This is a genomic window from Dactylosporangium sp. NPDC006015, assembly GCF_040614215.1.
Lineage (GTDB): Bacteria > Actinomycetota > Actinomycetes > Mycobacteriales > Micromonosporaceae > Dactylosporangium > Dactylosporangium maewongense.
In genome coordinates, this window is the sequence record NZ_JBEXUD010000039.1 from 71,677 (window position 1) to 93,843 (window position 22,167).

Annotated in this window: 22 protein-coding genes; 2 read left to right on the top strand and 20 right to left on the bottom strand. The window is 73.2% G+C overall.

Annotated features, from left to right (window positions below):
- Positions 1 to 17: 17 nt before the first annotated feature.
- The 11 genes from ABZ321_RS43685 to nadD form a co-directional block, all read right to left on the bottom strand.
- Positions 18 to 2,063 carry a cell division protein FtsK gene (locus ABZ321_RS43685; RefSeq protein ID WP_354901720.1) on the bottom strand — a complete coding sequence of 682 codons (2,046 nt, stop codon included), beginning with the start codon at positions 2,061 to 2,063 and terminating at the stop codon, positions 18 to 20.
- Positions 2,060 to 3,226, bottom strand: a complete 1,167-nt coding sequence (locus ABZ321_RS43690) for a hypothetical protein (RefSeq protein ID WP_354901721.1) — start codon at positions 3,224 to 3,226, stop codon at positions 2,060 to 2,062. The genes ABZ321_RS43685 and ABZ321_RS43690 overlap by 4 nt, the downstream gene beginning before the upstream one ends.
- A complete protein-coding gene (locus ABZ321_RS43695; protein WP_354901723.1) occupies positions 3,223 to 3,849 on the bottom strand; it encodes a helix-turn-helix domain-containing protein in 627 nt (208 codons plus the stop codon). The genes ABZ321_RS43690 and ABZ321_RS43695 overlap by 4 nt, the downstream gene beginning before the upstream one ends.
- The gene (locus tag ABZ321_RS43700; RefSeq protein WP_354901725.1) at positions 3,846 to 4,223 is read right to left on the bottom strand and encodes a hypothetical protein; all 378 of its coding nucleotides are present in this window, start codon (positions 4,221 to 4,223) and stop codon (positions 3,846 to 3,848) included. The genes ABZ321_RS43695 and ABZ321_RS43700 overlap by 4 nt, the downstream gene beginning before the upstream one ends.
- Before the next feature lie 178 nt (positions 4,224 to 4,401).
- The gene (locus ABZ321_RS43705; RefSeq protein WP_354901727.1) at positions 4,402 to 6,381 is read right to left on the bottom strand and encodes a ComEC/Rec2 family competence protein; all 1,980 of its coding nucleotides are present in this window, start codon (positions 6,379 to 6,381) and stop codon (positions 4,402 to 4,404) included.
- Complete coding sequence (locus ABZ321_RS43710; RefSeq protein WP_354901729.1) at positions 6,378 to 7,163, bottom strand: ComEA family DNA-binding protein; 786 nt, start codon at positions 7,161 to 7,163, stop codon at positions 6,378 to 6,380. The genes ABZ321_RS43705 and ABZ321_RS43710 overlap by 4 nt, the downstream gene beginning before the upstream one ends.
- Positions 7,164 to 7,275: 112 nt before the next feature.
- Positions 7,276 to 8,142, bottom strand: coding sequence for a DegV family protein (locus ABZ321_RS43715; RefSeq protein WP_354901730.1), 867 nt, complete (start codon positions 8,140 to 8,142; stop codon positions 7,276 to 7,278).
- 183 nt (positions 8,143 to 8,325) lie between these two features.
- Positions 8,326 to 8,583 (bottom strand): hypothetical protein, encoded by a 258-nt coding sequence (locus ABZ321_RS43720; RefSeq protein WP_344512326.1) that lies wholly within the window; start codon positions 8,581 to 8,583, stop codon positions 8,326 to 8,328.
- Positions 8,584 to 8,751: 168 nt separating this feature from the next.
- Positions 8,752 to 9,351 carry a histidine phosphatase family protein gene (locus tag ABZ321_RS43725; protein ID WP_354901732.1) on the bottom strand — a complete coding sequence of 200 codons (600 nt, stop codon included), beginning with the start codon at positions 9,349 to 9,351 and terminating at the stop codon, positions 8,752 to 8,754.
- Positions 9,348 to 9,731, bottom strand: a complete 384-nt coding sequence (rsfS, locus tag ABZ321_RS43730) for a ribosome silencing factor (protein ID WP_344512322.1) — start codon at positions 9,729 to 9,731, stop codon at positions 9,348 to 9,350. The genes ABZ321_RS43725 and rsfS overlap by 4 nt, the downstream gene beginning before the upstream one ends.
- An 80-nt stretch (positions 9,732 to 9,811) precedes the next feature.
- Positions 9,812 to 10,405: a nicotinate-nucleotide adenylyltransferase gene (gene nadD / locus ABZ321_RS43735; protein ID WP_344512320.1), complete on the bottom strand. Its 594-nt coding sequence runs from the start codon at positions 10,403 to 10,405 to the stop codon at positions 9,812 to 9,814.
- Between the two features lie 83 nt (positions 10,406 to 10,488).
- On the opposite strand from nadD, the gene ABZ321_RS43740 reads away from it, so the two are divergent.
- Positions 10,489 to 10,707 carry a DUF397 domain-containing protein gene (locus ABZ321_RS43740; RefSeq protein WP_033365485.1) on the top strand — a complete coding sequence of 73 codons (219 nt, stop codon included), beginning with the start codon at positions 10,489 to 10,491 and terminating at the stop codon, positions 10,705 to 10,707.
- Positions 10,708 to 10,787: 80 nt separating this feature from the next.
- Here the strand turns inward: ABZ321_RS43740 and ABZ321_RS43745 are convergent, their stop codons facing one another.
- A complete protein-coding gene (locus ABZ321_RS43745; protein ID WP_344512318.1) occupies positions 10,788 to 11,303 on the bottom strand; it encodes a hypothetical protein in 516 nt (171 codons plus the stop codon).
- Positions 11,300 to 11,482 (bottom strand): hypothetical protein, encoded by a 183-nt coding sequence (locus ABZ321_RS43750; protein ID WP_344512316.1) that lies wholly within the window; start codon positions 11,480 to 11,482, stop codon positions 11,300 to 11,302. The genes ABZ321_RS43745 and ABZ321_RS43750 overlap by 4 nt, the downstream gene beginning before the upstream one ends.
- Positions 11,483 to 11,749: 267 nt before the next feature.
- Between ABZ321_RS43750 and trpS the strand changes: the two genes are divergently transcribed.
- Complete coding sequence (gene trpS / locus ABZ321_RS43755; RefSeq protein ID WP_354901735.1) at positions 11,750 to 12,775, top strand: tryptophan--tRNA ligase; 1,026 nt, start codon at positions 11,750 to 11,752, stop codon at positions 12,773 to 12,775.
- Here the strand turns inward: trpS and ABZ321_RS43760 are convergent.
- From ABZ321_RS43760 to ABZ321_RS43790, 7 genes are all read right to left on the bottom strand, one after another.
- The gene (locus ABZ321_RS43760) at positions 12,708 to 13,856 is read right to left on the bottom strand and encodes a hypothetical protein (protein WP_344512312.1); all 1,149 of its coding nucleotides are present in this window, start codon (positions 13,854 to 13,856) and stop codon (positions 12,708 to 12,710) included. The two genes, trpS and ABZ321_RS43760, sit on opposite strands and share 68 nt — an antisense overlap.
- Positions 13,857 to 13,985: 129 nt before the next feature.
- Positions 13,986 to 15,440, bottom strand: a complete 1,455-nt coding sequence (obgE, locus tag ABZ321_RS43765) for a GTPase ObgE (protein ID WP_344512311.1) — start codon at positions 15,438 to 15,440, stop codon at positions 13,986 to 13,988.
- 126 nt (positions 15,441 to 15,566) lie between these two features.
- Positions 15,567 to 15,824 carry a 50S ribosomal protein L27 gene (gene rpmA / locus ABZ321_RS43770; protein WP_033365480.1) on the bottom strand — a complete coding sequence of 86 codons (258 nt, stop codon included), beginning with the start codon at positions 15,822 to 15,824 and terminating at the stop codon, positions 15,567 to 15,569.
- Positions 15,825 to 15,834: 10 nt separating this feature from the next.
- Positions 15,835 to 16,149 carry a 50S ribosomal protein L21 gene (gene rplU / locus ABZ321_RS43775; protein ID WP_033365478.1) on the bottom strand — a complete coding sequence of 105 codons (315 nt, stop codon included), beginning with the start codon at positions 16,147 to 16,149 and terminating at the stop codon, positions 15,835 to 15,837.
- Positions 16,150 to 16,276: 127 nt separating this feature from the next.
- A complete protein-coding gene (locus ABZ321_RS43780; protein WP_354901736.1) occupies positions 16,277 to 19,255 on the bottom strand; it encodes an Rne/Rng family ribonuclease in 2,979 nt (992 codons plus the stop codon).
- Between the two features lie 132 nt (positions 19,256 to 19,387).
- Entirely contained in the window at positions 19,388 to 20,191 is an 804-nt protein-coding gene (locus tag ABZ321_RS43785; protein WP_344512303.1) for a TIGR03936 family radical SAM-associated protein, read from the bottom strand.
- Entirely contained in the window at positions 20,184 to 22,148 is a 1,965-nt protein-coding gene (locus tag ABZ321_RS43790) for a TIGR03960 family B12-binding radical SAM protein (protein ID WP_344512301.1), read from the bottom strand. The genes ABZ321_RS43785 and ABZ321_RS43790 overlap by 8 nt, the downstream gene beginning before the upstream one ends.
- Positions 22,149 to 22,167 lie beyond the last annotated feature (19 nt).

Below are 22,167 nucleotides of genomic sequence, written 5' to 3' on the forward strand. Positions count from 1 at the left end.
CGGTCGCGGGCCGGGCGCTACCCGGTGAGCTGCCGCCGGTGGATCGCCGTCTCGACGTCGGCGAGCTTGCAGCCCTTCAAGACCACGCCGGACGCCTTGACGTCGACCGACGTGACGCCCTCGGCGCGCAGCAGCGCCGACACCGACTCGGGCGTTGCGCCCGCGTATCCCTCGGGGAGGTGCGCGGCGAGCAGCTCGGCGAGCGCGGGCCACTGGACGCCGGGCCGTCCGACGTGGCTCCACACCTTGACGACGTCGGCCAGGACGTCGCGGGCCTGCCGGGCGGCGGACTCCCCGGCGGCCTCGCCGGTGAGCGTCCCGGCCCGCTCCCGCAGGGCCCTGGCGGCGGTGAGGATGCGTTCGGCGTCCTCCTGGTCGGCCAGGTACGTCCGCACCGTCGGCGTCGCGTCGGTGGCGCCGCGCAGGATGCCGACGCCCTTGTAGGCCGGGAGCAGGGTCGAGGAGTCGTAGCCCTCGGAGTAGGCGCCGGACCCGAGGACGAGATCGGAGACCTGCCAGGAGCCGGTGCGCAGGCTGAACCGCACCGCGAAGTTGTCGCGGAAGGCGGTGAACTGCTGGGCGACGGCGCCGGTGCCGATACCGGAGGGCTTCTGGGTGGCGCCGAGCACGATTACCCCGGCGGCCGGGGCGACCTTCACCAGGAAGACCAGCAGGCTCGCGATCTCCTTGGAGGGCTCGCCAAGGTCGAAATACTCCTGGAACTCGTCGATGACGACCAGGCGGACCGGCATCCGGTACTTCGGGTCGCGGGCGATCTCCCTGGTGAGCTTCCCCTCCGGGCAGACCGACGCGGGCAGCTCCGACAGCCGCTGGTAGCGGTCCTGCACGTCGGCCTTGATCTCGCGCAACGCCTCCAGGAACAGCTCCACCGGGTCGCCGTCGCGGGTCATCGCCAGGCCGAACCCGCACCGGTCGGCGACGAGGGCGAACTTCCGCCAGTCCGGGGAGCCTTTGCCGTCGAAGACGGTGAGCTGCACGTACGGGTCGAGCGCGGCGTACAGAGCGAGTGCGCGGGCGGAGAACGTCTTGCCCTGCCGGGGGATCGCGCCGATCATGACGCTGTTCCACAGCAGGCCGAGCAGCACCTTGCCGCCGCGCTCGTCGAGGCCGAACGGCGCGGGCTCCCAGATGTCCGTCTGCCGTAGCCGCAGCAGCGGTGTGCGACCGGCGGGCACCGCGAGAGGGTCGACGTCGGCGACCCACAGCACGTGCCGCCGGTGTGAGGTCGGGTCGCGGGTGATGAACACCTGCGACACCGCGACGTCGAGGCCGGAGGCGATGGCGCCGCGCGCCTTCACCGCGTCGTCGAGGCCCCGGCCGTACGGCAGGTCGACCACGACGCGGGAGCCGTTGCCGTCGCGCGCCATGGTGCTGCCGAACGTGATCTCCTGGCCGGGCTTGACCGGGTCGCCGAGGCGGGCGGCGTAGTACGCGCGCAGCACGATGTCGGCGGTCAGCTTCCGGAACCTCGGGGTGACCACGGCCGCCGACATGATCGGCCTGCCGACCGGCCGACCGACTCGCGCCAGCAGCGGCACCGTGACCGCCATCGTGAGCACCTGCACCCATCCGGGGGCGACGAGCGCGAGGACCAAGCCGACGACGATGATGCCGAGCAGCTCGGCGCCGAGCACCGTGGCCCGCCACAGCCGGGTGGCGCGGGCCTCGCGGTGCAGCGCCAGCCACGTCGCCGGGTCGTTGCGGGTCGCCGCCTCCTGCCGGAGGGTGGACTGCTCGGCGACCCACCACCAGCGGACCTGCCGCCCGGCGAGCCGACCGGCGCCGACGACCGCCCAGAACGCCGCCAGGACGACGTAACGCGGCAGGCGCACCACGTGGTAGGCCAGGGTGTGCCCGGCACGGCCAGCGGCCCGCCGGGCGGCGGCCTTCATGTTGCTGGTGCCCCGGAGTGCGGCCGGGATGACCGGCCGCCGCTCGTGGTCCCGCGTGGTGATGTCGACGTACACCGGCTCCCGCGTCGGCTCCGGCTCCTCGTCCAGGTCGACCTCGAAGGAGGTGGCGTGGCTGGTATCGGCAGTCATCGGGTCACCCCGGTCAGCTCGACCTCGGCACCGTTGATCCGGTCGACGTCGTCGGCCTGGCCGTCGTGACCGGTCGCGGGCCCTGCGGCGGCAGCGGGCAGCTCGCGGGAGCCGAGCAGCTGCCTGGCGTAGCGCTCCGAGATGCCGAGCAGCTGCGCGACCTCTTGCGTGTTCATGCCGGTGTTCGCGAGCGTCTGTGCGGCCTGCTGCGTGGCGATCGCGGTGCGCCTCGGCACGGAGGTGCCGGACGCCTTCTTGGGCCTTCTGGCGGGCCGTTCAGGTGCCTGCGGTGCCGCCTCCGGGGCGGCGGCGATCTCCGGAACTGCGGCCTCCTCCGCCGGGGCGCTGACCTCGACGTTCACCGACTCGGCGGCCGGAACTTCGACGGCCTCCAACTCCGCCGGAATCCGCTCCCGTTCGACCTCCACGATCCGCGCCCGGGCGGTGGTCGCCGGTGCGAGCCGGGCCGGAACCAGGTCGGCGGCGATCAGGGCCGTCAGCCCGTTGTAGTCGGCGCCGACGCGCAGCCGCTCAGCGATCTCGTCGAGGTCGTAGACGGCGGTCGCGATGTCGGCGGTGGCCGGGTCGACGGACGCACGGATCTTGCGGTGCAGCACCTTCGCGATCGCCGACGTGCGCACCTCCCGGCGCACCTCGGCGCGGGCGGAGGCGAGGCTGCCGACCTTCCCCAGCGTCGGGTTCGCCAGCGCCAGGCCGCGCGCCCGCAGGGTCAGCGCCGGGTGCCGCAGCCACGCCAGCAGCCCGTAGACCGGGGCGGTGTCGCCGAGCTTGCCGACCCGGCGCAGCTGGTCGCGACGGCGGGCACCGGAGTGGATCAGCCACACCGAGTACCCCAGGCCGGACATCCCGGCGAAGAAGTACGCCTGCCCGACCTGGTCGGCGTGGCCGAAGAAGTTGACCAGGATCGCGCCGACCGCGACGGCACCGGACAGCAACCGGGCGCCGACGGCCCGCTCCCCGACGCGGCGCCGCTCGTCGGCGTGCGCGGACAGCGCGACCCCACCCAGCTCGACGGCGGCGACCGCCGCGAACGCGAACGGCGGCCACCACCCGAGCCATCCGGCGGCGGCCTGCCCGGCGCCGGTGAGGGCGACGCCCAGGACGACGAAGTAGAACAGCGACGTGATCCGCGTGGTGGTCATCGCGACCCTCCGAGGGCTTCCGACCGGCAGGTCGGGCAGGTGTGGGCAAGCTGGGTGGGGTGCTTGGCGCAGCGCGCGGTCCCGGCGGCGGGTGGCAGTGCAGCGCCGCCCGCCCGGGAGGGCGCGGGCGCGCGGAGAGAGTTCTTGAAGGTTCTGGACGGTTCGTCGGAAGCCCGCTTCCGGCCGTCCGGTACCTGGCTTCCGGCCGTCCGGTACTGGGCTTCCGGCCGGTTCAGCACCGCCCGGAACCCTGCTTCCGCCCGGTTATCCACAGGCTCCGTCGTGGTGCCGGAGCGCGGCTCGGCGGCCGGGTCGAGGTGCGTGGGCACCTCCCGGCGGCGCTCGATCGCCAGGTCCCACACGACCGGTCGCCGGTCCGGCGGCATGAACGCCACGTGCCGCTGGTCACCGCGCCGGATCAACCCGAGCCGCTCCAGCTCAGCCAGGTCGTTGCGCACGGACCGCACCGTCTTGCGGGCGTACCAGGCGAGCCGGTCCTGACTCGGGTAGGCGCCGCGACCGTTCGCGTGGGCGTGGTTCGCGAGGCCGAGCAGGACCGTCATCGTCTGCGGCGGCACGTCCGGCGCGAGCGTCAACGCCCACGTGGTCGCCTCCAGGCTCACCGGGCGCCCCGGTTGCCGATGCGCCAGCCTTCGACACCCGGCCGCAAGGGCTCGTCGTCACAGACGTGCTCCTCCGGCTCGCGGATGTACGTGAAGCCTGCGGGGTGGCCGAACCGCTCGGCCCGGACCTGGGCGAGCAACTCGTCGACCCGGGCGGCGCGCTCGACGTCGTCCCGGCGGATCTCCGCGACCAGCGCGGCGCGGGCGTCGTACAGCGCGCGCAGGGCGCTGTCGATCGCGGTGAGGGCGTCGTGCCCGGCGCGCACCCGGGCGCCGGAGGTGTCGGGGCCGTGCCAGACGGCCAAGTGTTCGGCACCGGCGGTCAGGGCGGCCGTGGCCGGTCCGACGGTTGCCTTGGGTACGGTTTGGGTCACGATCGGGGCTCCATCCCGGTCGAGGCCCCGGACGGTGGTCAGACACCGCATCCGGGGCCGCCTGATTGGCGGTCCCGACGTCTCACGGCCGTATCACTTCACTGGGTGCGCGGGGCGCACACCAGGCACAAGCGGCACAGCCCCGAGACGTTCGGGGTGCCGCTGACCTGCTGCTCGTTCACGGGATGCGCGGGAGGCAATCCGCCCTATCGGAGTTGACGTCGGACCGGGTGCCGGTCACGGGGCGGGCCGGGCCGAGGACGGTGAGCCGCGCCGCGCCGGCGGTGAGGACGGTGCCGGCGGGCGCGTCGAGGGTGGCGACGCCGCGGGCGAGGACGGCCCGGCGGCCGCTCGCGGGCTCGGCGAAGGGCGGCACGAGCAGCCGGTCGACGCGGCGGCGGCGCAGGACGCCGTCGAGGCCGCCGATGTGGTCGACGTGGAAGTGGCTGACGATCAGCAGTGGGACGCGGCGGACCCCGAGGTCGCGCAGGCAGCGGTCGACGGGGTCGGCCTGCGGTCCCGCGTCGACGACGACGGCGTCGCCGCCCCCGGCGGCCACGACGAGCGCGTCGCCCTGGCCGATGTCGCAGGCGACGACGACCCAGCCGGGCGGCGGCCAGCCGCCGGTGAGGATTCTGACGGGGACGGCGCCGAGCACGCCGGCGAGGGTGATGACGACGACGATCCGCCGCACCGCCCGGCGCCGGAACGCGAGGATCAGCGCCGCGAGCAGCCCGCCGAGCAGGATCCCGCCGAACGCGCCGCCCGGCCACGGGAGCACACCGTCCGGGACGGCGGCGCCGTGGTGGGCGATCGCGACGAGCCAGCGGGCCGGCCAGGCGGCCACCCAGGCGGTGAACGCCGCGACGCCAGGCAGCACCGGCGACGTCACGGCGGTGATGATGCCGAGGATCGTGGCGGGGGCGACGGCGGGCGCGGCGAGCAGGTTGGCCGGCACGGTCGTCAGGCTGACGCCGCCGGAGATGCCGGCGATCACCGGCGCGCACGCCGCCTGCGCCGCGGCGGGCACGCAGACCGCCTCGGCCGCGAACGCCGGCCAGCCCTTGGCGCGCAGGGCCTCCGCCCAGCGCGGCGCGAGCAGGACCAGGCCGCCGGTGGCGAGGACGGACAGCGCGAAGCCGGCGTCGATGGCCAGCTCGGGGTCGGCGACCACGAGCACGAGGACGCTGGTCGCGAGGGACGGCAGGACCGCCCGCGGGCGGCCGAGCGCGAGCGCGACCAGGGCGAGGCCGCCCATCGCCGCGGCCCGCAGCACGCTCGGCGACGGCCGGACCAGCACGACGAACCCCGCGAGGGCCAGCACGCAGATCAGCGCGGCGACCTTCGGGCCGGCGCGGCACCATCGGGCGAGCAGCAGCACCAGCCCGACCACGATCGCCAGGTTCGCGCCGGACACGGCGGTCAGGTGGGTCAGGCCGGTGGCGCGGAAGTCGTCGGCGAGCTGCTGGTCGAGCCGGCTGGTGTCGCCGACGACGAGCCCCGGCAGCAGGCCGCCCGGTTCCGCGGGCAGGGGCAGGCAGGCCCGCTGGAGGCCGGACCGCAGCGTGCCGGCGGCCCGCTGGATCGCCGGCGCCGGGGTGACGCGGGCCGGGGCGTCGGTGACGGAGATGATCGCGGCGCGCAGGTCGCCGCCGTCGGCCGGGGACAGCCGGCCGGTCGTCTCGACCCGCTGGCCCGGCAGCAGCCCCAGCCAGCCCTTGTCGGCGGCGAGGACCAGCACCCGTGCGCCCAGGTCCACGTTCGTGCCGTCGGCCGTGCGCAGCCAGGTCAGCCGGGCGGGCACGACGACCGTCGGCGACCGGCCCGCCGTGGAACGGCCGAGCCGCGGGTCGTCGGAGATCCGCAGGCCGAGCCGCACCGTCGTGTGCGCGGCCGCGAGGCCGGCGAGGGGCTCGGCGTCGCGCTCGCCGACCCGGGCGGCGGTGGTGACCGCGCCGCAGGCGACGCCGAGCAGTGCCGCGACGACCACCCACCGGGTCGGGCGCAGCGCCCGCACGGGAAGCCGCCCCCACAGCGCGGCGAGGGCCACCGCGCCGAGACCGACCGCCCAGCCGGCCCGCGCGGGGCAGAACAGGCAGCCCAGCGCGGTCAGCCAGCAACCGACCGCGGCGCCGGCCAGGCGCAGGTCGGTGCTCACACCGTCACCCGGTCCTTGAGCTGCGCGAACTTGGCGTCGCCGATGCCTTCGACCTGGCGCAGGTCGGTGACGGCGCGGAAGCCGCCGTGACGGTCGCGGTAGTCGATGATGCGCTGCGCGAGGACCTGACCGATGCCGGGCAGCGTCTGGAGCTCCGCGACGGTGGCGGTGTTGAGGTTGACGGGGCCACCGCCGCCGGAGCCGCCGCCCGCACCGGGTGGCGCGGCACCGGGCGGCGCAGGGATCCCGACCGCGATCATCTCGCCGTCGACGACCTTGCGGGCGAGGTTGAGGCCGGTCGGCTCGGCGCCGGGCAGCAGGCCGCCGGCGGCGGTGATGGCGTCGGCGACGCGGGCCCCGGGTGGCAGGTCGACGAGGCCGGGGCGCTGCACCTTGCCGACGACCGAGACGACCAGCCGGGGCGGGGCGCTGGAGGCCGCCGCGGGCGGGGCGGCGGAGACGGAGGCGACCGGCGGCGCCGGGGTGACCTGCGGCCGGGAGCGCCAGGCCAGGAACGCGGCCACGCAGACGACCAGCACGGCGACCACGACGAGGGTCCGCACTCCGCGCCGACCGGGGTCGACCGCCGACAGCCACGACCGCCCACCGGAGGCGTCCGGACCGGGACCGGGGTCCAGGCCAAGGTCAGGGCGAGGGTCCGGAGACCCGGCGGACCGAAACGACTCATCCCACGGATACGGATCGGGATCCGGCGGGAGCCCGACCACCCTCGCCAGCCGCCCCGCCGTCTCGCTGTCACCGTCTGCAGTACTGCGCCTCATGCCCGGTCACGCTAAGACCGGTCACGACCGCGCCACCCCCGCGAACGCACCGCCCTGTGGACAACCACGCGCTTGTGGACAACCGACACGAAGGGACAACCGACAGCGGCGGCTACACCGTGTGCACCACCACGGCCACCATCCCCGGCCCGACGTGGGCGCCGACTACCGCGCCCACCTCCGTCAGGTACACCCCCCGCAGCCGCTCCCCGAGCCGCTCCTTCAACGTCGTGAGCAGCGCATCGGCGCGCTCCGGCGCGGCCAGGTGGTGCACCGCCACGTCGACGACCGACGGCCCCGCCGCCTCGTCCGCCATGTCGACCAGCCGGGCCAGCGCGCGGCTCGCCGTGCGGACCTTCTCCCGCACGACGACGCCTTGGTCGGTGGTGTGCAGGATCGGCTTCACCGACAGCGCGGTGCCGAGCAGCGCCGCCGCCGCCCCGATCCGCCCGCCCCGGCGCAGGAACTCCAGGGTGTCGACGTAGAAGAGCGTCGAGGTGCGGCCGACCGCGTCAAGGGCGGCCTGCCTCGCCTCCGACAGCGCGGCACCCGAAGAGGCCGCGGCCGCCGCGGCGAGGGCGGGAAAGCCCAGCCCCATCCCGGTGGACTGGGTGTCGACCACGGAGACGGCATCGCCGAACTCGGCCGCCGCGAGGCTGGCCGCGTCGTAGGTGCCGGAGAGCTTCGCCGACAGGTGCACGGACAGGACCGCGGTCGCCCCGGCGGCGAGCAGCCCCCGGTAGACGTCGGCGAACGCCTCCGGCGAGGGCCTGGAGGTGGTGACGGCGACCCGCCGGGCGTTGAGCGCCTCGGCGACGGTGGCGGAGTCGACATCGACGGTGTCGAGGCCGGGGACGCCGTTGACGACGACGGCCAGCGGCACGACGGTGAGCCGCCGCGCCGGGTCGGTGGCCAGCTCGGCCGGCAGGCAGGCGGTCGAGTCGGTGACAACGGCGACGGCGGAGGGTGCGCCGGTCATGCCGCCACCTCCGCTGCGCTCCGGCATCGGCCTGGCCGACGGACTGCGCTCATGATGCCGACGCTCCGCTCCGGTCCGGTCATGACGGCACGGTACCCGACCGTCCGCTCCGGTCCGGTCATGACGGCACGGTACCCGACCGTCCGCTCCGCTCCGCTCCGGTCATGACGGCACGGTAGCCGATCAGCCGCCCTGGACCGAGCTCACCTGGAACGGGGTGCCCTGCTGGCACGTGCTCATCAGGTCCGGGGTGGGCCGCCCGGTGACGGTGACCTGCTTGCCGACCTGCAGCACGGCCCGGTCACCACCGATCAGCAGGTACGTCTTGTCGGGCGCGCGAAGCAGCAGGCAGCCCGACTCGACACCCTCGACGACCTGACCGGAGACGGTGATGGCGGCGGGAGCGGAGCCGGGGGCGGCCGACGACGGCGCGACCGACATGGACGACGGAGCGGGAGCGGGAGCGGAGACCGACGGAGGCTCCCCGGGAGAGGAGGTCGGAGACGCGGCACAGCCGCCGAGCGCGAGAGCTACGGCGGCCACCAGAAGCACAGAACGCACTGCCATGATCCCTTCGACGCTACCGGCGCCCGCCCGGTTCCGCGACAATCATGGCAGGTTGTGGCCAGCCAGCTGCCACCCCCGGGTCGCGTCGAACCGCAGGTCGGTCGAGTGGCAGTTGTGCAGCGCGCCCAGCGTCGCCGCCAGCGCGTGCGGCCAGCCCAGCAGCGCGCACGTGCCGTGCCTGGCCACGGCGCCGTGCGTCGCGACCACGATCGTCGACCCGTCCGGCGCCGCCGCGACGATCTCCTGCAGCGCCTCGGTCATGCGCTTGCTGAGCGCGTCGACCTCCTCGACGCCGGCGTCGTCGACGGGCTCGCCCCGCCGCCACCGCTCGAACGCCTCCGGCCAGGTCGCGCCGATCTCGGCGTGCGTCAGCCCCTCCCACTCGCCGAAGCTGCGCTCGCGCAGGCGCGGGTCACGGGTGACCGGCACGTCCACGAGCGCGGCCAAGGCGTCCATGGTGGTGCTGGCGCGGCGCAGATCGCTGGAGACGAGCACGGCGGGCTCAAGCGCGGCCAGCCGCGGCGCGGCCGCGGCCGCCTGCGCCAGACCGGTCTCGGACAGCGGCGTGTCGATCTGCCCCTGCACCCGCCCACCGGCATTCCAGGAGGTCTGTCCGTGCCTCCAGAGAATCAGCCTGGTCACGCCGGCGCGGGCAGGTCGCGGTCGACGAACTCGATGACCGGGCAGTCCTTCCACAGCTTGTCGAGCTGGTAGAACTCGCGCTCCTCGCTGTGCTGCACGTGCACGACGATGTCGACATAGTCCAGCAGGACCCAGCGCCCGCCCCGGTTGCCCTCGCGACGCACCGGCTTCGCCTTCTCGGGCAGCTGCACCAGCTGCTCCTCGATGGCATCGACGATCGAGAGGACCTGCCGCTCGTTGGGCGCCGACGCGATCACGAACGCGTCGGTGATGGCCAACTGGTCGGCGACATCCAGGATGACGATGTCTTCAGCCTTCTTGTCGGCGGCCGCCTGTGCAGCGGTGAGCGCCAGCTCGATGGCACGCTCAGTCGCGGGCACCGGGCTCCCTTCGTCGGTCTCCCCCGGCCTGCTGTGCCGGGCTCGTTCTAGCCTCTCACGCCCGTACGACACTCTGCCCCTCAGATGTTGTCGACTTTTCGGTACAAACCGCGCTTAGCGATGTATTGCACCACTCCGTCGGGGACGAGATACCAGACCGGCTTGCCGGACGCGACCCGCCGCCGGCAGTCGGTGGACGAGATCGCCATCGCCGGCACCTGGACCAGGCTCACCGAGTCCGCCGGCAGGTGGGAGGCGTCGAGCTCGAACCCGGGCCGCGTGACGCCGACGAAGTGCGCGAGGTCGAAGAGGTCCCGCGCGTCCTTCCACGACAGGATCTTCTTGAGCGCGTCGGCGCCGGTGATGAAGAACAGCTCCGCCGACGCGCCGTACTGCTCGCGCAGGTCACGCAGCGTGTCGACGGTGTACGTCGGCCCGCCGCGGTCCACGTCGACGCGGCTGACGGTGAACCGCGGGTTGGAGGCGGTCGCGATGACCGTCATCAGGTAGCGGTCCTCCGGCGAGCTGACCACCGACCCCGTTTTCTGCCAGGGGTCGCCGGTCGGCACGAACACCACCTGGTCCAGCCCGAACCGATCGGCCACCTCGCTCGCCGCGACCAGGTGGCCGTGGTGGATCGGGTCGAACGTCCCACCCATGATGCCCACGCGCATCCTGGCATCGTAGTGATCACCACGTCGCCCGGACGAGTGCTCCGTTTCCGTCGTCCCATGTTGTACGTGTAGCCTCAAGTTCCATGACGTTGTCGCACCCGAAGGGTGCCTTTGACAGCTCCCGCGCCGTGTGGCGCTCGGCCCCGGGCGAGAGCCACGGCAGCCGCGTGGAGGTCGCGTTCGTGGACGACCTGATCGGCCTGCGCAACGGCGCCGACCCGCACAGCCCGGTGCTCGTCTTCACCCAGGACGAGTGGGACGCCTTCGTGGCCGGCGCCAAAGACGGCGAGTTCGACGTCTGAAAAGCCGCACAGCGGCGACAGACGCAAAGCCGTAACGCCGCAGCCGCCGCAACAGCGACGGCCGCGGCGACGACCGACCGTCACGGATACAGCAGCGACCGGATCGGCGGCATCCGCTCCAGCTGCGGTGCCAGCGCCCGCAGCCGGAGCGCCAGCGTGACCGCCTCCAGCGTCACGTCGGCGTTCCCGGCGGACGGCACCGGCGCGCGGTGCAGGTCGAGCCAGGCGGACACGTCCGGCCAGTGGTAGACCGGCCGCCGCGGGTGCTCCCGGACCGGCGCCGGAAACCCGGCGTGCGTCCACCCCCGCACGACCTCGACCGGCCGCCGCACCCGGGCCGCGATCACCTCCAGGGTCACCAGCGGGTCGTCGGCGACCGCCCGCACGATGCCGACCCCCGCCGCGTCCAGGTCGCGGACCCCGGACACGACCGCGTCGACCAGCGTCGGCGCGACCCGGTCGAACGCCACCCAGGCGACCCCCTCGCCGGGCACCACCTCCACGCTCAGGTCGTCCGCCCTGTCGAACAACAGGTCGGCCCGCTCGTCGTCCAGCGGCCCGCTGGCGGTCAGGCGAAACTGGCGCAGCATGGTCACCGCCCGCACCGCGCGTGCCGCTGCACGAACGCGTCGATGCGCCGCGCCACCAGCTGCGCCGCCATCCCCGGCGGCACCTCACCGGGCACCCCCAGCCACCCCCGGCAGCCGGGACAGCTGAGCCGCAGCCAGTGCCGCTCCCCCGCCACGTCGATGTCCGCCCCTGTCATCTCGTGCATGTCGCGCCTCCCCGATCGAACCTCCGCTCCAGCCAACACCTGGATCCGCCGCTTGGGAGGGGCCAGAGAGGGGGCCACTGTGACCACGGCAAGTGCCATCGCGGGCTGCTATCGTGGTGACGTGCTGCACCGTGATTCGAGCTGGCGCGCCCGCTAGGGGCGGCCGCTGTTTCCTGCACACATCCCCATCGAGGCCGTCCGTTTCCGGGCGGCCTTTTGCGTGTCCCGGTGGCGGCGGGCCTCCAGACCCAGACCGAGGAGCCCCCCATGTCCCGCCGCATCTCAGGCTTCAAGCCCACCGGCCCGCTGCAGCTCGGCAACTACGTCGGCGCCATCAGACCCGTCGTCCGGGGCCAGCACGAGCAGGACACGGTGGCGTTCATCGCCGACCTGCACGCCCTGACCGTCCAGCACGACCCCGTCCTGCTGCAGAGCCGGTCCCGCGAGGTGGCCGGCCTGATGCTCGCCGCGGGCGTCGATCCCGATCGGACGCTGCTCTACCGCCAGTCCGACGTCGCCGCCCACCTGGAGCTGCACTACCTGCTCGAATGCGTCGCCAGCTACGGTGAGGCGCACCGGATGATCCAGTTCAAGGAGAAGGGCGGCGGTGGCGGCTCACGGCTGTCGCTGCTGACGTACCCGGTCCTGATGGCCGCCGACATCCTGGTGCACGACATCGACGAGGTACCGGTGGGCCGCGACCAGCGCCAGCACGTCGAGCTGACCCGCGACCTGGCGGAGCGGTTCAACGAGCGGTACGGCCGCACGTTCACCGTGCCGCGGGCGGTCCACCCGGCGTTCGCCGCCCGGATCGCGGACCTCGCCGACCCGGCCCGCAAGATGGGCAAGACCAACGCCTCCACGGCGGGCGTGCTGTTCCTGCTCGACCCGCCGGACGTGCTGCGCCGCAAGGTGATGCGGGCGGTCACCGACGCCGGCACGGAGGTGGTGTACGACCCGGAGGGCAGCCCCGGCATCGCCAACCTCCTCGACATCCTGGGCGCGCTGACCGACCGCGCGCCGGAGAGCATCGACTTCCGGGGCAGCGGGTACGGCCGGCTCAAGACCCAGGTCGCCGACGCGGTGATCGCCACCCTGGAGCCGCTCCAGCGCCGCTACCAGGAGCTGACCGACGAGGAGATCGAGGCCGTCCTCGCCAAGGGCGCCGAGCAGGCCGCCCAGACCGCCGACGCGACCGTGCGCCGCGCCAAGGCGGCGATCGGCCTCACAGGTGGACGGCGCGCTCCCGCAGGTAGCCCAGCGACGCCGGTGACGGCCGGTCGACCGCGGTGAAGCGCGCCGGCCGGAAGTCGATCTCCTCGATCAGCAGGTCGGCCTCGATCATCAGCGCCCACGGCACGTAGAACACCCGCTCCCCCGGCAGCGCCACCCCGACGAAGTCGACGACCGGCAGCAGCGTCGGCGTGCCGACCGCCCAGACGGCGGTGGTGAACGTGGAGCCGTCGGGCCGGGCGGTCAGGGTGCAGTCGGACAGGCGCGGGTCGGCGAGGGTCCGCCGCTGGTGCTCGGCCACGTCGGTGGCCAGGCGGCGGCGGGCCTTCGCCGCGGCGTGGAACGCCGGGTGGCCCGGCGACGGGTCGAAGGGCACGACCCGTCCGTCGTCGTCGGTGGTGTACGCCATGGGCGACAGCGGCACCGGCGTGCGCGCGTACTCGTCGGCGGCCAGGTCGAACAGCTGCTCCACCAGGCGCGGCTCGTCGGCGCAGACCAGCAGCATCAGCGTGCTCGGCAGGAACGCGACGGCCCGCCCGCCGACCTGCTCGTCCAGGTCGGCCAGCCAGCCCTCCAGGAGCACCCAGGAGACCAGGTGGTCGCCGGAGTGGTCGGGCACGTGCAGCACCGACGGGCCGAAGAGCGCGGCGCTGGCCGGCAGTTCGGCGCGGGCGAGGGTGTGCTCGTGCGCGGCCGCGAAGATCTGCTCGGCGCTGACCCCCCAGCGGGCCGGGCTGTCCAGGTCGACCGGGATGTCCTCGACGAGCACGACCTCGTCGAGGTGCGGCAGCGCGGGCCGGCGCAGCGTGCGGGTGCCACGGGCGGCGTGCCGCAGGGCGAGGCGCAGCCGCGGCAGCGCCTCTTCGAACGTCGAAGGCTGGGCCGGCGGCGCGAGGCTGCTGGCCACGAAGTCCCGCACGAAGCGCTTCCGGTCGCCGGGTCTGCGTTGGTACTGGCTGAATGCCTTGGCCAGGAAGAGCCAGCTGTACGCGTCCTGACCGCACTCGCACACGATCGCGAACTGGGTCGGGCGGAACTCGGCGTCCCGGACACCGAGCCTGCGCAACTCTGCCAGCACCTGGTCGGCGAAGCGCTCACGTGGCGATCGCGCAGGTCGGGTCAGCCGCTCGAGGATGCCCACCGACCGAACATTAGCCTCACGCGAGCCCCCGCGCGATGGCCTCGGCGGCCATTGCCGGTTTTTCGTAGCAGAGGCTGAGCGGACAGTAGACGGACGTAACCCGCAGATTCGTACAAACGGATCGGCGGGTCAGAAGTCGTCCTGGTCGTCCTCGTCCGAGGGGGCGAGCTCCAGCGTCTCGTACGGCTGGCGGCGGGCACCCCGCATCGCCTTGCGCTCCGCGGCGCGGACCCGCTTGTTGGGCTCCTCCAGGCGGTAGTCGGTGCCCCGGTTGCCCGGCACGAAGTCGTCGGCGGTGTACGTGTTGGGCTGCCAGTCGAACTCGCGGGCGCCGATGCGGACCGGCGACCCGGGCTCCGCGCCGGCCTTCTTGAGCGCGTCCTCGACGCCGAGGCGGGCGAGCCGGTCGGCGAGGTAGCCGACGGCCTCGTCGTTGTCGAAGTTGGTCTGCCGGACCCAGCGCTCGGGCGCGCCGCCCCGGACCACGAAGACGCCCTCGTCGTCCTGGACGATGGTGAAGCCGCTGTCGTCGACGGCGGCGGGACGGATGACGATGCGGGTGCGCTCCGGCGGCGGGGCCAGCTTGCGCTGCTGCCCGACCAGCTCCGACATCGCGAAGATGAGCTCCTTGAGCCCCTCGTGGGTGACGGCGCTCACCGCATACACGGCGTAGCCGCGCTCCTCCAGGTCGGCGCGCATGATGTCGGCGAGGTCGCGCCCGTCCGGCACGTCGATCTTGTTCAGCGCGACGATCCGCGGCCGGTCCTCCAGGCCGCCATACGCCGCCAGCTCAGCCTCGATCGCGTCGATGTCGGACACCGGGTCGCGCTCGGTCTCCAGGGCGGCGGTGTCGACCACGTGGACCAGCACCGCGGTGCGCTCGATGTGCCGCAGGAACTGCATGCCGAGGCCCTTGCCGGTGGCGGCGCCGGGGATCAGGCCGGGCACGTCGGCGACGGTGAACGTGTTGTCGCCGGCCTGCACGACGCCCAGGTTGGGCACCAGGGTGGTGAACGGGTAGTCGGCGATCTTGGGCCGGGCCGCGGAGATGACCGAGATCAGCGACGACTTTCCGGCCGACGGGAAGCCGACCAGGCCGATGTCGGCGACGCTCTTGAGCTCCAGGACGACGTCGATCTCTTCGCCGGGCTCGCCGAGCTCCGCGAAGCCGGGCGCCTTGCGGCGGGTGTTGGCGAGGGCCGCGTTGCCGCGGCCGCCCCGCCCGCCGCGGGCCAGCTCGAACTCGGTGCCCTCGCCGATCAGGTCGGCGATGACCTCGCCGTCCATGCTGTGCACGACGGTGCCGTCGGGCACCCGCAGCACGAGCGTCTGCCCGTTGGCGCCGTCGCGGTCGTTGCCCGCGCCGCCGGCGCCGTTGCCACCCTTCTGGTGCGGGTGGAAGTGGAAGTCGAGCAGCGTGTGCACGGCCGGGTCGACGACGAGCTTGACGCTGCCGCCGTGGCCACCGTCACCGCCGTCGGGGCCGCCGAACGGCTTGAACTTCTCGCGGTGGATGGACACGCAGCCATGGCCACCGTCGCCCGCCCTCACGTGCAGCACGACGCGGTCAACGAACGTGGTCACGACCCGATCCCCTCAACCTCACAGATCGCCGGCGGCACGGCACTGCCGCACCCCGAGGACCTCACGAACACAAGAACGGCGGGCCGGGAGCGAATATGCCCCCGGCCCGCCGTCCGGAAAGAAACTTCAGCCTGCGGCTGGGGTGATGCTGACCGTCTTGCGGCCCCGCTTGGTGCCGAAGAGCACGTGGCCCGCGGCGAGCGCGAACAGCGTGTCGTCGCCACCGCGGCCCACCAGGTCACCCGGGTGGAACTTGGTGCCGCGCTGCCGGATGATGATCTCGCCGGCGTTGACCAGCTGACCGCCGAAACGCTTCACGCCGAGCCGCTGGGCAGCGGAGTCGCGCCCGTTCCGCGAGCTGGACGCACCTTTTTTATGTGCCATCGCGCTGCCCCTACTTCCCGGTGGAGATGCCGGTGACCTTCACCTGGGTCAGCGGCTGGCGGTGACCCTGGCGCTTGTGGTAGCCGGTCTTGTTCTTGAACTTGTGGATCCGGATCTTCGGACCCTTGGTGTGCGCGACGACCTCAGCGGTCACCGCAGCGCTGGCAAGCTTCGCCGCGTCGGTGATGAGATCTTCGCCGTCGACAAGCAGCACCGCCGCGAGCGACAGGGAGTCGCCAGGCTGGCCCGCGAGCTTCTCGACCTCGATCACATCGCCCTCGGCGACCTTGTACTGCTTGCCGCCGGTCTTGACGATCGCGTACATCGGACGCGGACTCCTGTCGTAGCTACTGGCGGTTGGTCATCCGCGTGACCCATACAAAGCACGCAAAGACCCGACGCACGAAAGTGCGCCTTGAGAAGGGTACGCCATCGGTGGCGTACCCCCCAAATCAGGGGCGGGTCCGCCTGCGCAGACCACCCCGGCGGGTCCGGCGGCGGGCACCGTTGCCGGCCGACTCGTCCTCGTCGTCGTCGATGTTGTCCGGGTCGTCCTCGGAGGCGATCGGCGTGAACTCCGCCTCCTCCTCGACGTCCTCCACCGTGTGCGGCACGTCCACCGAGTCGGTCTCTTCCTCGACGGACTCGGCGACCTCGGCCACCTCCGCGACCGCGGCGCCGCCCCGGCGGCCACGCCGGCGACCGGTGCGGGCCGGCTGGACGTCGGCCTCTTCCACGCCGCTGGTGACGGTCGCCGCGGCCACCTTCGTCGCACCGTGACCGTTGCTGCCGGCGCTGCCGCCGCCACCGCGCTTCTCGGGGATCGGCTCGGTGTGGATGATCAGGCCGCGGCCCTTGCACACCTCGCAGGTCTCGCTGAACGCCTCGAGCAGGCCCTGACCGACCCGCTTGCGGGTCATCTGCACCAGGCCGAGCGAGGTGATCTCGGTGACCTGGTGCTTGGTCCGGTCCCGGCCCAGGCACTCGGTCAGCCGGCGCAGCACCAGGTCGCGGTTGGACTCCAGGACCATGTCGATGAAGTCGATGACGATGATGCCGCCGAGGTCCCGCAGCCGCAGCTGGTGGACGATCTCCTCGGCCGCCTCGAGGTTGTTGCGGGTGACCGTCTCCTCGAGGTTGCCGCCGGCGCCCGTGTACTTGCCGGTGTTGACGTCGATGACGGTCATCGCCTCGGTGCGGTCGATGACGAGGCTGCCGCCGGAGGGCAGGAACACCCGCCGGTCGAGGGCCTTGATCAGCTGCTCGTCGATGCGGAGGTCCGCGAAGACGTCGTTGACGCCGGTGTACCGCTTGACCCGGTCGACCAGGTCCGGCGACACGTGCGACAGGTACGGCTCGACCGACTCGTAGGCGTCGTTGCCCTGGATGACCAGCTCGCCGAAGTCCTCGTTGAACAGGTCACGGACGACCCGCACGACCAGCTCGGGCTCCTCGTAGAGCAGGGCCGGCGCGCTGCTGCTGCCGGACTTCTCCTGGATGGCCTCCCACTGCGCCTGTAGCCGCTTCACGTCGCGGGCCAGGTCGTCCTCGCTGGCGCCCTCGGCCGCGGTGCGCACGATGACCCCGGCGCCGTCGGGCACCAGGTTCTTCAGCACGTCGCGGAGGCGCTTGCGCTCGATGTCCGACAGCTTGCGGCTGATGCCGGACGCGTTGCCGTGCGGCACGTAGACGAGGTGCCGGCCGGACAGCGCGATGTGGCTGGTCAGCCGGGCGCCCTTGGTGCCGATCGGGTCCTTGGTCACCTGGACCAGCACCGAGTCACCCGACTTGAGGGCCTGCTCGATCGAGCGGGTGCGGCCCTCAAGGCCGGTCGCGTCCCAGTTGACCTCGCCGGCGTACAGCACCGCGTTGCGGCCCCGGCCGATGTCGACGAACGCCGCCTCCATGCTGGGCAGCACGTTCTGCACGCGGCCGAGGTAGACGTTGCCCACCATCGAGCTGGACGAGGCCCGGGTGACGTAGTGCTCGACGAGCACCTTGTCCTCCAGGACCGCGATCTGCGTGCGGTCGTTCTTCTGCCGGATGACCATCGTGCGGTCGACCGCCTCGCGGCGGGCCAGGAACTCCGACTCCGACAGGATCGGCGGGCGGGTCCGGCGCTGCTCGCGGCCGTCGCGGCGACGCTGGCGCTTCGCCTCCAGGCGGGTCGAGCCGGAGATCCCCTGCACCTCGTCGCGCTCGCGCTCGCGGGCGGCCGGGCGGGGCTCGCGGATCTTCACGACCACGTGCGGGTCGTCGGCGGGCTCGGTGTCGGCGGAGCCCTTGCGCCGGCGGCGGCGCCGGCGGCGGGTCATGCCCTCGCCGTCCTCGTCGCCCTCGTCGGACGCCTCGGCGTCCTCGTCGGCGGCCGCCTCCTCCTCGCCCTCGGCGTCGGTCTCGGCCTCGCCCTCGACCTCGTCCACGTCGTCGCCGAGCGTGCCACGGCCACGGCCACGGCCACGGCGGCCGCGCCGCCGCCGGCGGCGGGTGCCGGGCTCGAACTCGTCCTCGTCCTCATCCTCGTCGACCTCGGCGTCGACCTCGTCGGTCTCCACCGGAGCCTCGACGGCGGCGGGCGCCTCCTCGGCGCCGCGGCGGCCCCGGCGCCGGCGGCTGCGGCCGACGGGCTCCTCGGGAGCCTCCTCGCCCAGGTCCTCGTAGTCGACGGCGGCGACGGCCGGCGCGGCGAACGGGTCGATGCCGGACGTGGCGCCGGACGCGGCACCGAACGCCGGGGCGGCCGGGCGGACCGGCTCCACCTCCTCGCTCGGCGGCATGAACAGCACCTGGATCGGCGCGGCCCGGCGCCCCCGGCGGGCGGGCGGCTCCTCGACCGGCGCGACGACCTCCTCGGCGGCGGTCTCCTCGACCGCCTCCTCGTCCTCGGTCTCGGCCGGAGCGGTCTCCTCCGGAGCCTCGGCGACCGGTGCCTCGGCGACCTCGGGGGTGACGGCCTCGGGCACCGGCAGCGGCTCGGGCTCCTCCACCGGCGCGGCCTTGACCGCCCGGCGGCGGGTGCGCTTGACCGGCGCGGCGACGGCCGGCTCACCAGCCTCAGGGGCCTGGTCGCCGGCGGCCGCTGGGCTGTCCGCAGCGGCGGCGGCCGGGGTGCCGGCGTCCAGCGGCAGCGCCTGCTGTCCAGACTCGCCCAAATCGTCCGATTCGGCGCTCGCTGTCGCCTTCGCCGCTCTGCGGCGCGTCCGGCGGACCGGCGCGGCCTCCTCCGCCGGTGCCGCTTCCGGTGCCGCTTCCGGGGTCACCTCCGGAGTCGCCTCGGCAGCGGCCGCGTCTGGCTCAGCGGCGGGGGTGGCGGCCGCCTTGGTGGTCCGGCGCCGCGTGCGGCGGACGGGAGTGGTCTCTTCGGTGGTAGCGGCGTCTGCAACCGGCGCGTCGCCGGTTGCCTCGCCGCTTGCCGACTCGTTGTCGAACATGCGGACGTTCTCCAGTTCTGGCGCTCCCGGGCGCGTAGCAACGCAGCCACACGGGGGCACCGCATATATGTTGTGCCGGCGGAGGTATCCGCTCACACGGACGATCCGCCGAAAGTCTGCCAACCTCGCCGACTACTCCAGTGACGAAGCCCCGACGACGACCGCCGGCCGATCCGCGGCGAGCGGATCGACAAGCTCTCCCTGCGCGGTCAGCACTCCCTGAGCCAGTCGGGTCGCACGAGGCGGGACCGGAGGCTCCAGGTCGGCTACTACACGCAGACCGGACAGCACATCATCGGGTCGCACGGTCGGGGTTCCCTGCCGCACGACAAGGTCGAGTATCGCACACGGTGCCTCGGCGACCTCGGAAGGTACGTCACCGGGGGTCGAAGGGACGGAAAGTACGGCGAGCCGGACAACCGCGGCACGCGTGTCGAAGACCCGCTTGCCCTGCTTGGTGAGCCGCTCCACGAGCACCTCGGTGGCGCCCAGGAAGGCCTGGACCGCCGCCTCGGCCTCGGCCGGCGTGACGCCGGGCAGCTCGAGGTGCCAGGCCGACGCGTCGATGCGGTCGGCCAGGCTGCCGCCGCCGTTGAGCGGCGACTGGACGGCCTCGATCACGTCGAGGCCGGGCGAGAGGGCCGCGTCGAGGGCGGCCCGCAGGTCGCCCGGGTCCACGACGGCCCGCAGGCCGATCTCCAGGTATTCGGCCTCGCTGGCCACGCCGGTCGGAGCGGCGGAGGCGTAGGAGACCTTCGGGTGCGGGGTGAAGCCCTGCGAGTACGCGATCGGCACGTTGGCGCGCAGCAGCGCCCGCTCGAACGCCCGGGCGAAGTCGCGGTGCGAGGTGAAGCGCATCGGGCCCCGCTTCGAGTACCGCAGCCGGATCCGCTGCACGACGGGGTCCTGGCCGCCCTCAGGCTGTCGCTTAGCCATGACGGTGCACCGCCTCAGGCATCCGCAGTCCCGCGCCGACCGGGGTCAGCGGCAACAGCTTCTTGCCCGTGGGGCCGATCTGGATCTCGGTGTCCTGGCTCGGGCACACTCCGCAGTCGAAGCACGGCGTCCACCGGCAGTCGTCCTGCTCGAACCCGGTGAGCGAGTCCTGCCAGTCCTGCCAGAGCCAGTCCTTGTCCAGGCCGGAGTCGAGGTGGTCCCACGGCAGGACCTCGTGCTGGTCGCGCTCGCGGGTGGTGTACCAGTCCAGGTCCACGCCGCGCTCGGGCAGCACCGCCGCGGCGGCGTCGACCCAGCGCTGGTAGGAGAAGTGCTCGGACCAGCCGTCGAAGCGGCCGCCGGACTCCCAGACCCGCCGGATGACCGCGCCGACCCGCCGGTCACCCCGGCTGAGCAGGCCCTCGATCAGGGAGGGCTGACCGTCGTGGTACCGGTAGCCGATCGCCTTGCCGAGGTTGCGGTCGGCGTTGATCGCGGTCTTCAGCGCCCGGAGCCGGTGGTCGATGACCTCCGGCGGCTCCATGCGCGCCCACTGGAACGGCGTGTGCGGCTTGGGGACGAACCCGCCGATCGACACCGTGCAGCGGATGTCCCGGGAGCCGGTGGCCTCCCGGCCGGCCCGGATGACGTCGTGCGCCAGCTTGGCGATCTGCAGCACGTCGTCGTCGGTCTCGGTCGGCAGCCCGCACATGAAGTACAGCTTCACCTGCCGCCAGCCGTTGCTGTACGCCGTGACGACGGTCCGGATCAGGTCCTCCTCGGTGACCATCTTGTTGATCACCTTGCGGATCCGCTCCGAGCCACCCTCGGGCGCGAAGGTCAGGCCGGTGCGCCGGCCGTTGCGGGCCAGCTCTTGGGCGAGCGTCACGTTGAACGCGTCGACCCGGGTCGAGGGCAGCGACAGGGAGACGTTGGTCCCCTCGTACTGCTGGGCGAGGCCGGAGCACATGTCGCCGATCTCGGAGTGGTCGGCGGAGGAGAGCGAGAGCAGGCCGACCTCGTGGAAGCCGGAGAACTCGAGCCCCTCCTTGACCATCTGCCCGACGGTCGTGATCGAGCGCTCGCGCACCGGGCGGGTGATCATCCCGGCCTGGCAGAAGCGGCAGCCCCGCGTGCACCCGCGGAAGATCTCGACGGCGTAGCGCTCGTGCACCGTCTCCGCGAGGGGCACCAGCGGGCGCTTGGGGTAGGGCCACGCGTCCAGGTCCATCGTGGTGCGCTTGTGCACCCGGAAGGGCACGTCGGCGCGGTTGGGCACGACCCGCTGGATGCGCCCGTCGGGCAGGTAGTCGACGTCGTAGAAGCGCGGCACGTAGACCGACTCGGTCCGCGCCAGGCGCAGCAGCAGCTCGTCGCGGCCGCCGGGCGAGCCGTCGGCCTTCCACTGCCGCACGATGGCGGTGATCTCCAGGACCGCCTCCTCGCCGTCGCCGAGCACGGCGGCGTCGATGAAGTCGGCGATCGGCTCGGGGTTGAACGCGGCGTGCCCGCCGGCGACGACCACCGGGTGCCGGTCGTCGCGCTCGCGCGAGTCGAGGGGGATGCCGGCCAGGTCCAGCATGGTGAGCATGTTGGTGTAGCCGAGCTCGGTGGCGAACGAGATGCCGAACACGTCGAACGCGGTCACCGGGCGGTGCGCCTCCACGGTGAACTGCGGCACACCTTCGGCGCGCATGAGCGCCTCCAGGTCGGGCCACACCGCATAGGTGCGCTCGGCGAGCACGTCCGGCTGCTCGTTGAGCACCTCGTAGAGGATCTGGACGCCCTGGTTGGGCAGGCCGACCTCATAGGCGTCCGGGTAGGACAGGGCCCACCGCACGGTGGCGGAGTCCCAGTCCTTGACGACCGCACCGAGCTCACCTCCCACATATTGGATCGGCTTGCTGATCCTGGGCAGGAGACGCTCGAGTTGCGGGAAGACGCTTGCGACGCTCACGAGCTACCAGGGTACCCGC

Coding starts and splice junctions, on each gene's coding strand:
- ABZ321_RS43685 (WP_354901720.1), bottom strand. CDS start 2,063: ATGACTGCCGATACCAGCCACGCCACCTCCTTCGAGGTCGACCTGGAC.
- ABZ321_RS43690 (WP_354901721.1), bottom strand. CDS start 3,226: ATGACCACCACGCGGATCACGTCGCTGTTCTACTTCGTCGTCCTGGGC.
- ABZ321_RS43710 (WP_354901729.1), bottom strand. CDS start 7,163: ATGAGGCGCAGTACTGCAGACGGTGACAGCGAGACGGCGGGGCGGCTG.
- ABZ321_RS43715 (WP_354901730.1), bottom strand. CDS start 8,142: ATGACCGGCGCACCCTCCGCCGTCGCCGTTGTCACCGACTCGACCGCC.
- ABZ321_RS43720 (WP_344512326.1), bottom strand. CDS start 8,583: ATGTCGGTCGCGCCGTCGTCGGCCGCCCCCGGCTCCGCTCCCGCCGCC.
- nadD (WP_344512320.1), bottom strand. CDS start 10,405: ATGCGCGTGGGCATCATGGGTGGGACGTTCGACCCGATCCACCACGGC.
- ABZ321_RS43740 (WP_033365485.1), top strand. CDS start 10,489: ATGACGTTGTCGCACCCGAAGGGTGCCTTTGACAGCTCCCGCGCCGTG.
- ABZ321_RS43750 (WP_344512316.1), bottom strand. CDS start 11,482: ATGCACGAGATGACAGGGGCGGACATCGACGTGGCGGGGGAGCGGCAC.
- trpS (WP_354901735.1), top strand. CDS start 11,750: ATGTCCCGCCGCATCTCAGGCTTCAAGCCCACCGGCCCGCTGCAGCTC.
- rpmA (WP_033365480.1), bottom strand. CDS start 15,824: ATGGCACATAAAAAAGGTGCGTCCAGCTCGCGGAACGGGCGCGACTCC.
- rplU (WP_033365478.1), bottom strand. CDS start 16,149: ATGTACGCGATCGTCAAGACCGGCGGCAAGCAGTACAAGGTCGCCGAG.
- ABZ321_RS43780 (WP_354901736.1), bottom strand. CDS start 19,255: ATGTTCGACAACGAGTCGGCAAGCGGCGAGGCAACCGGCGACGCGCCG.
- ABZ321_RS43785 (WP_344512303.1), bottom strand. CDS start 20,191: ATGGCTAAGCGACAGCCTGAGGGCGGCCAGGACCCCGTCGTGCAGCGG.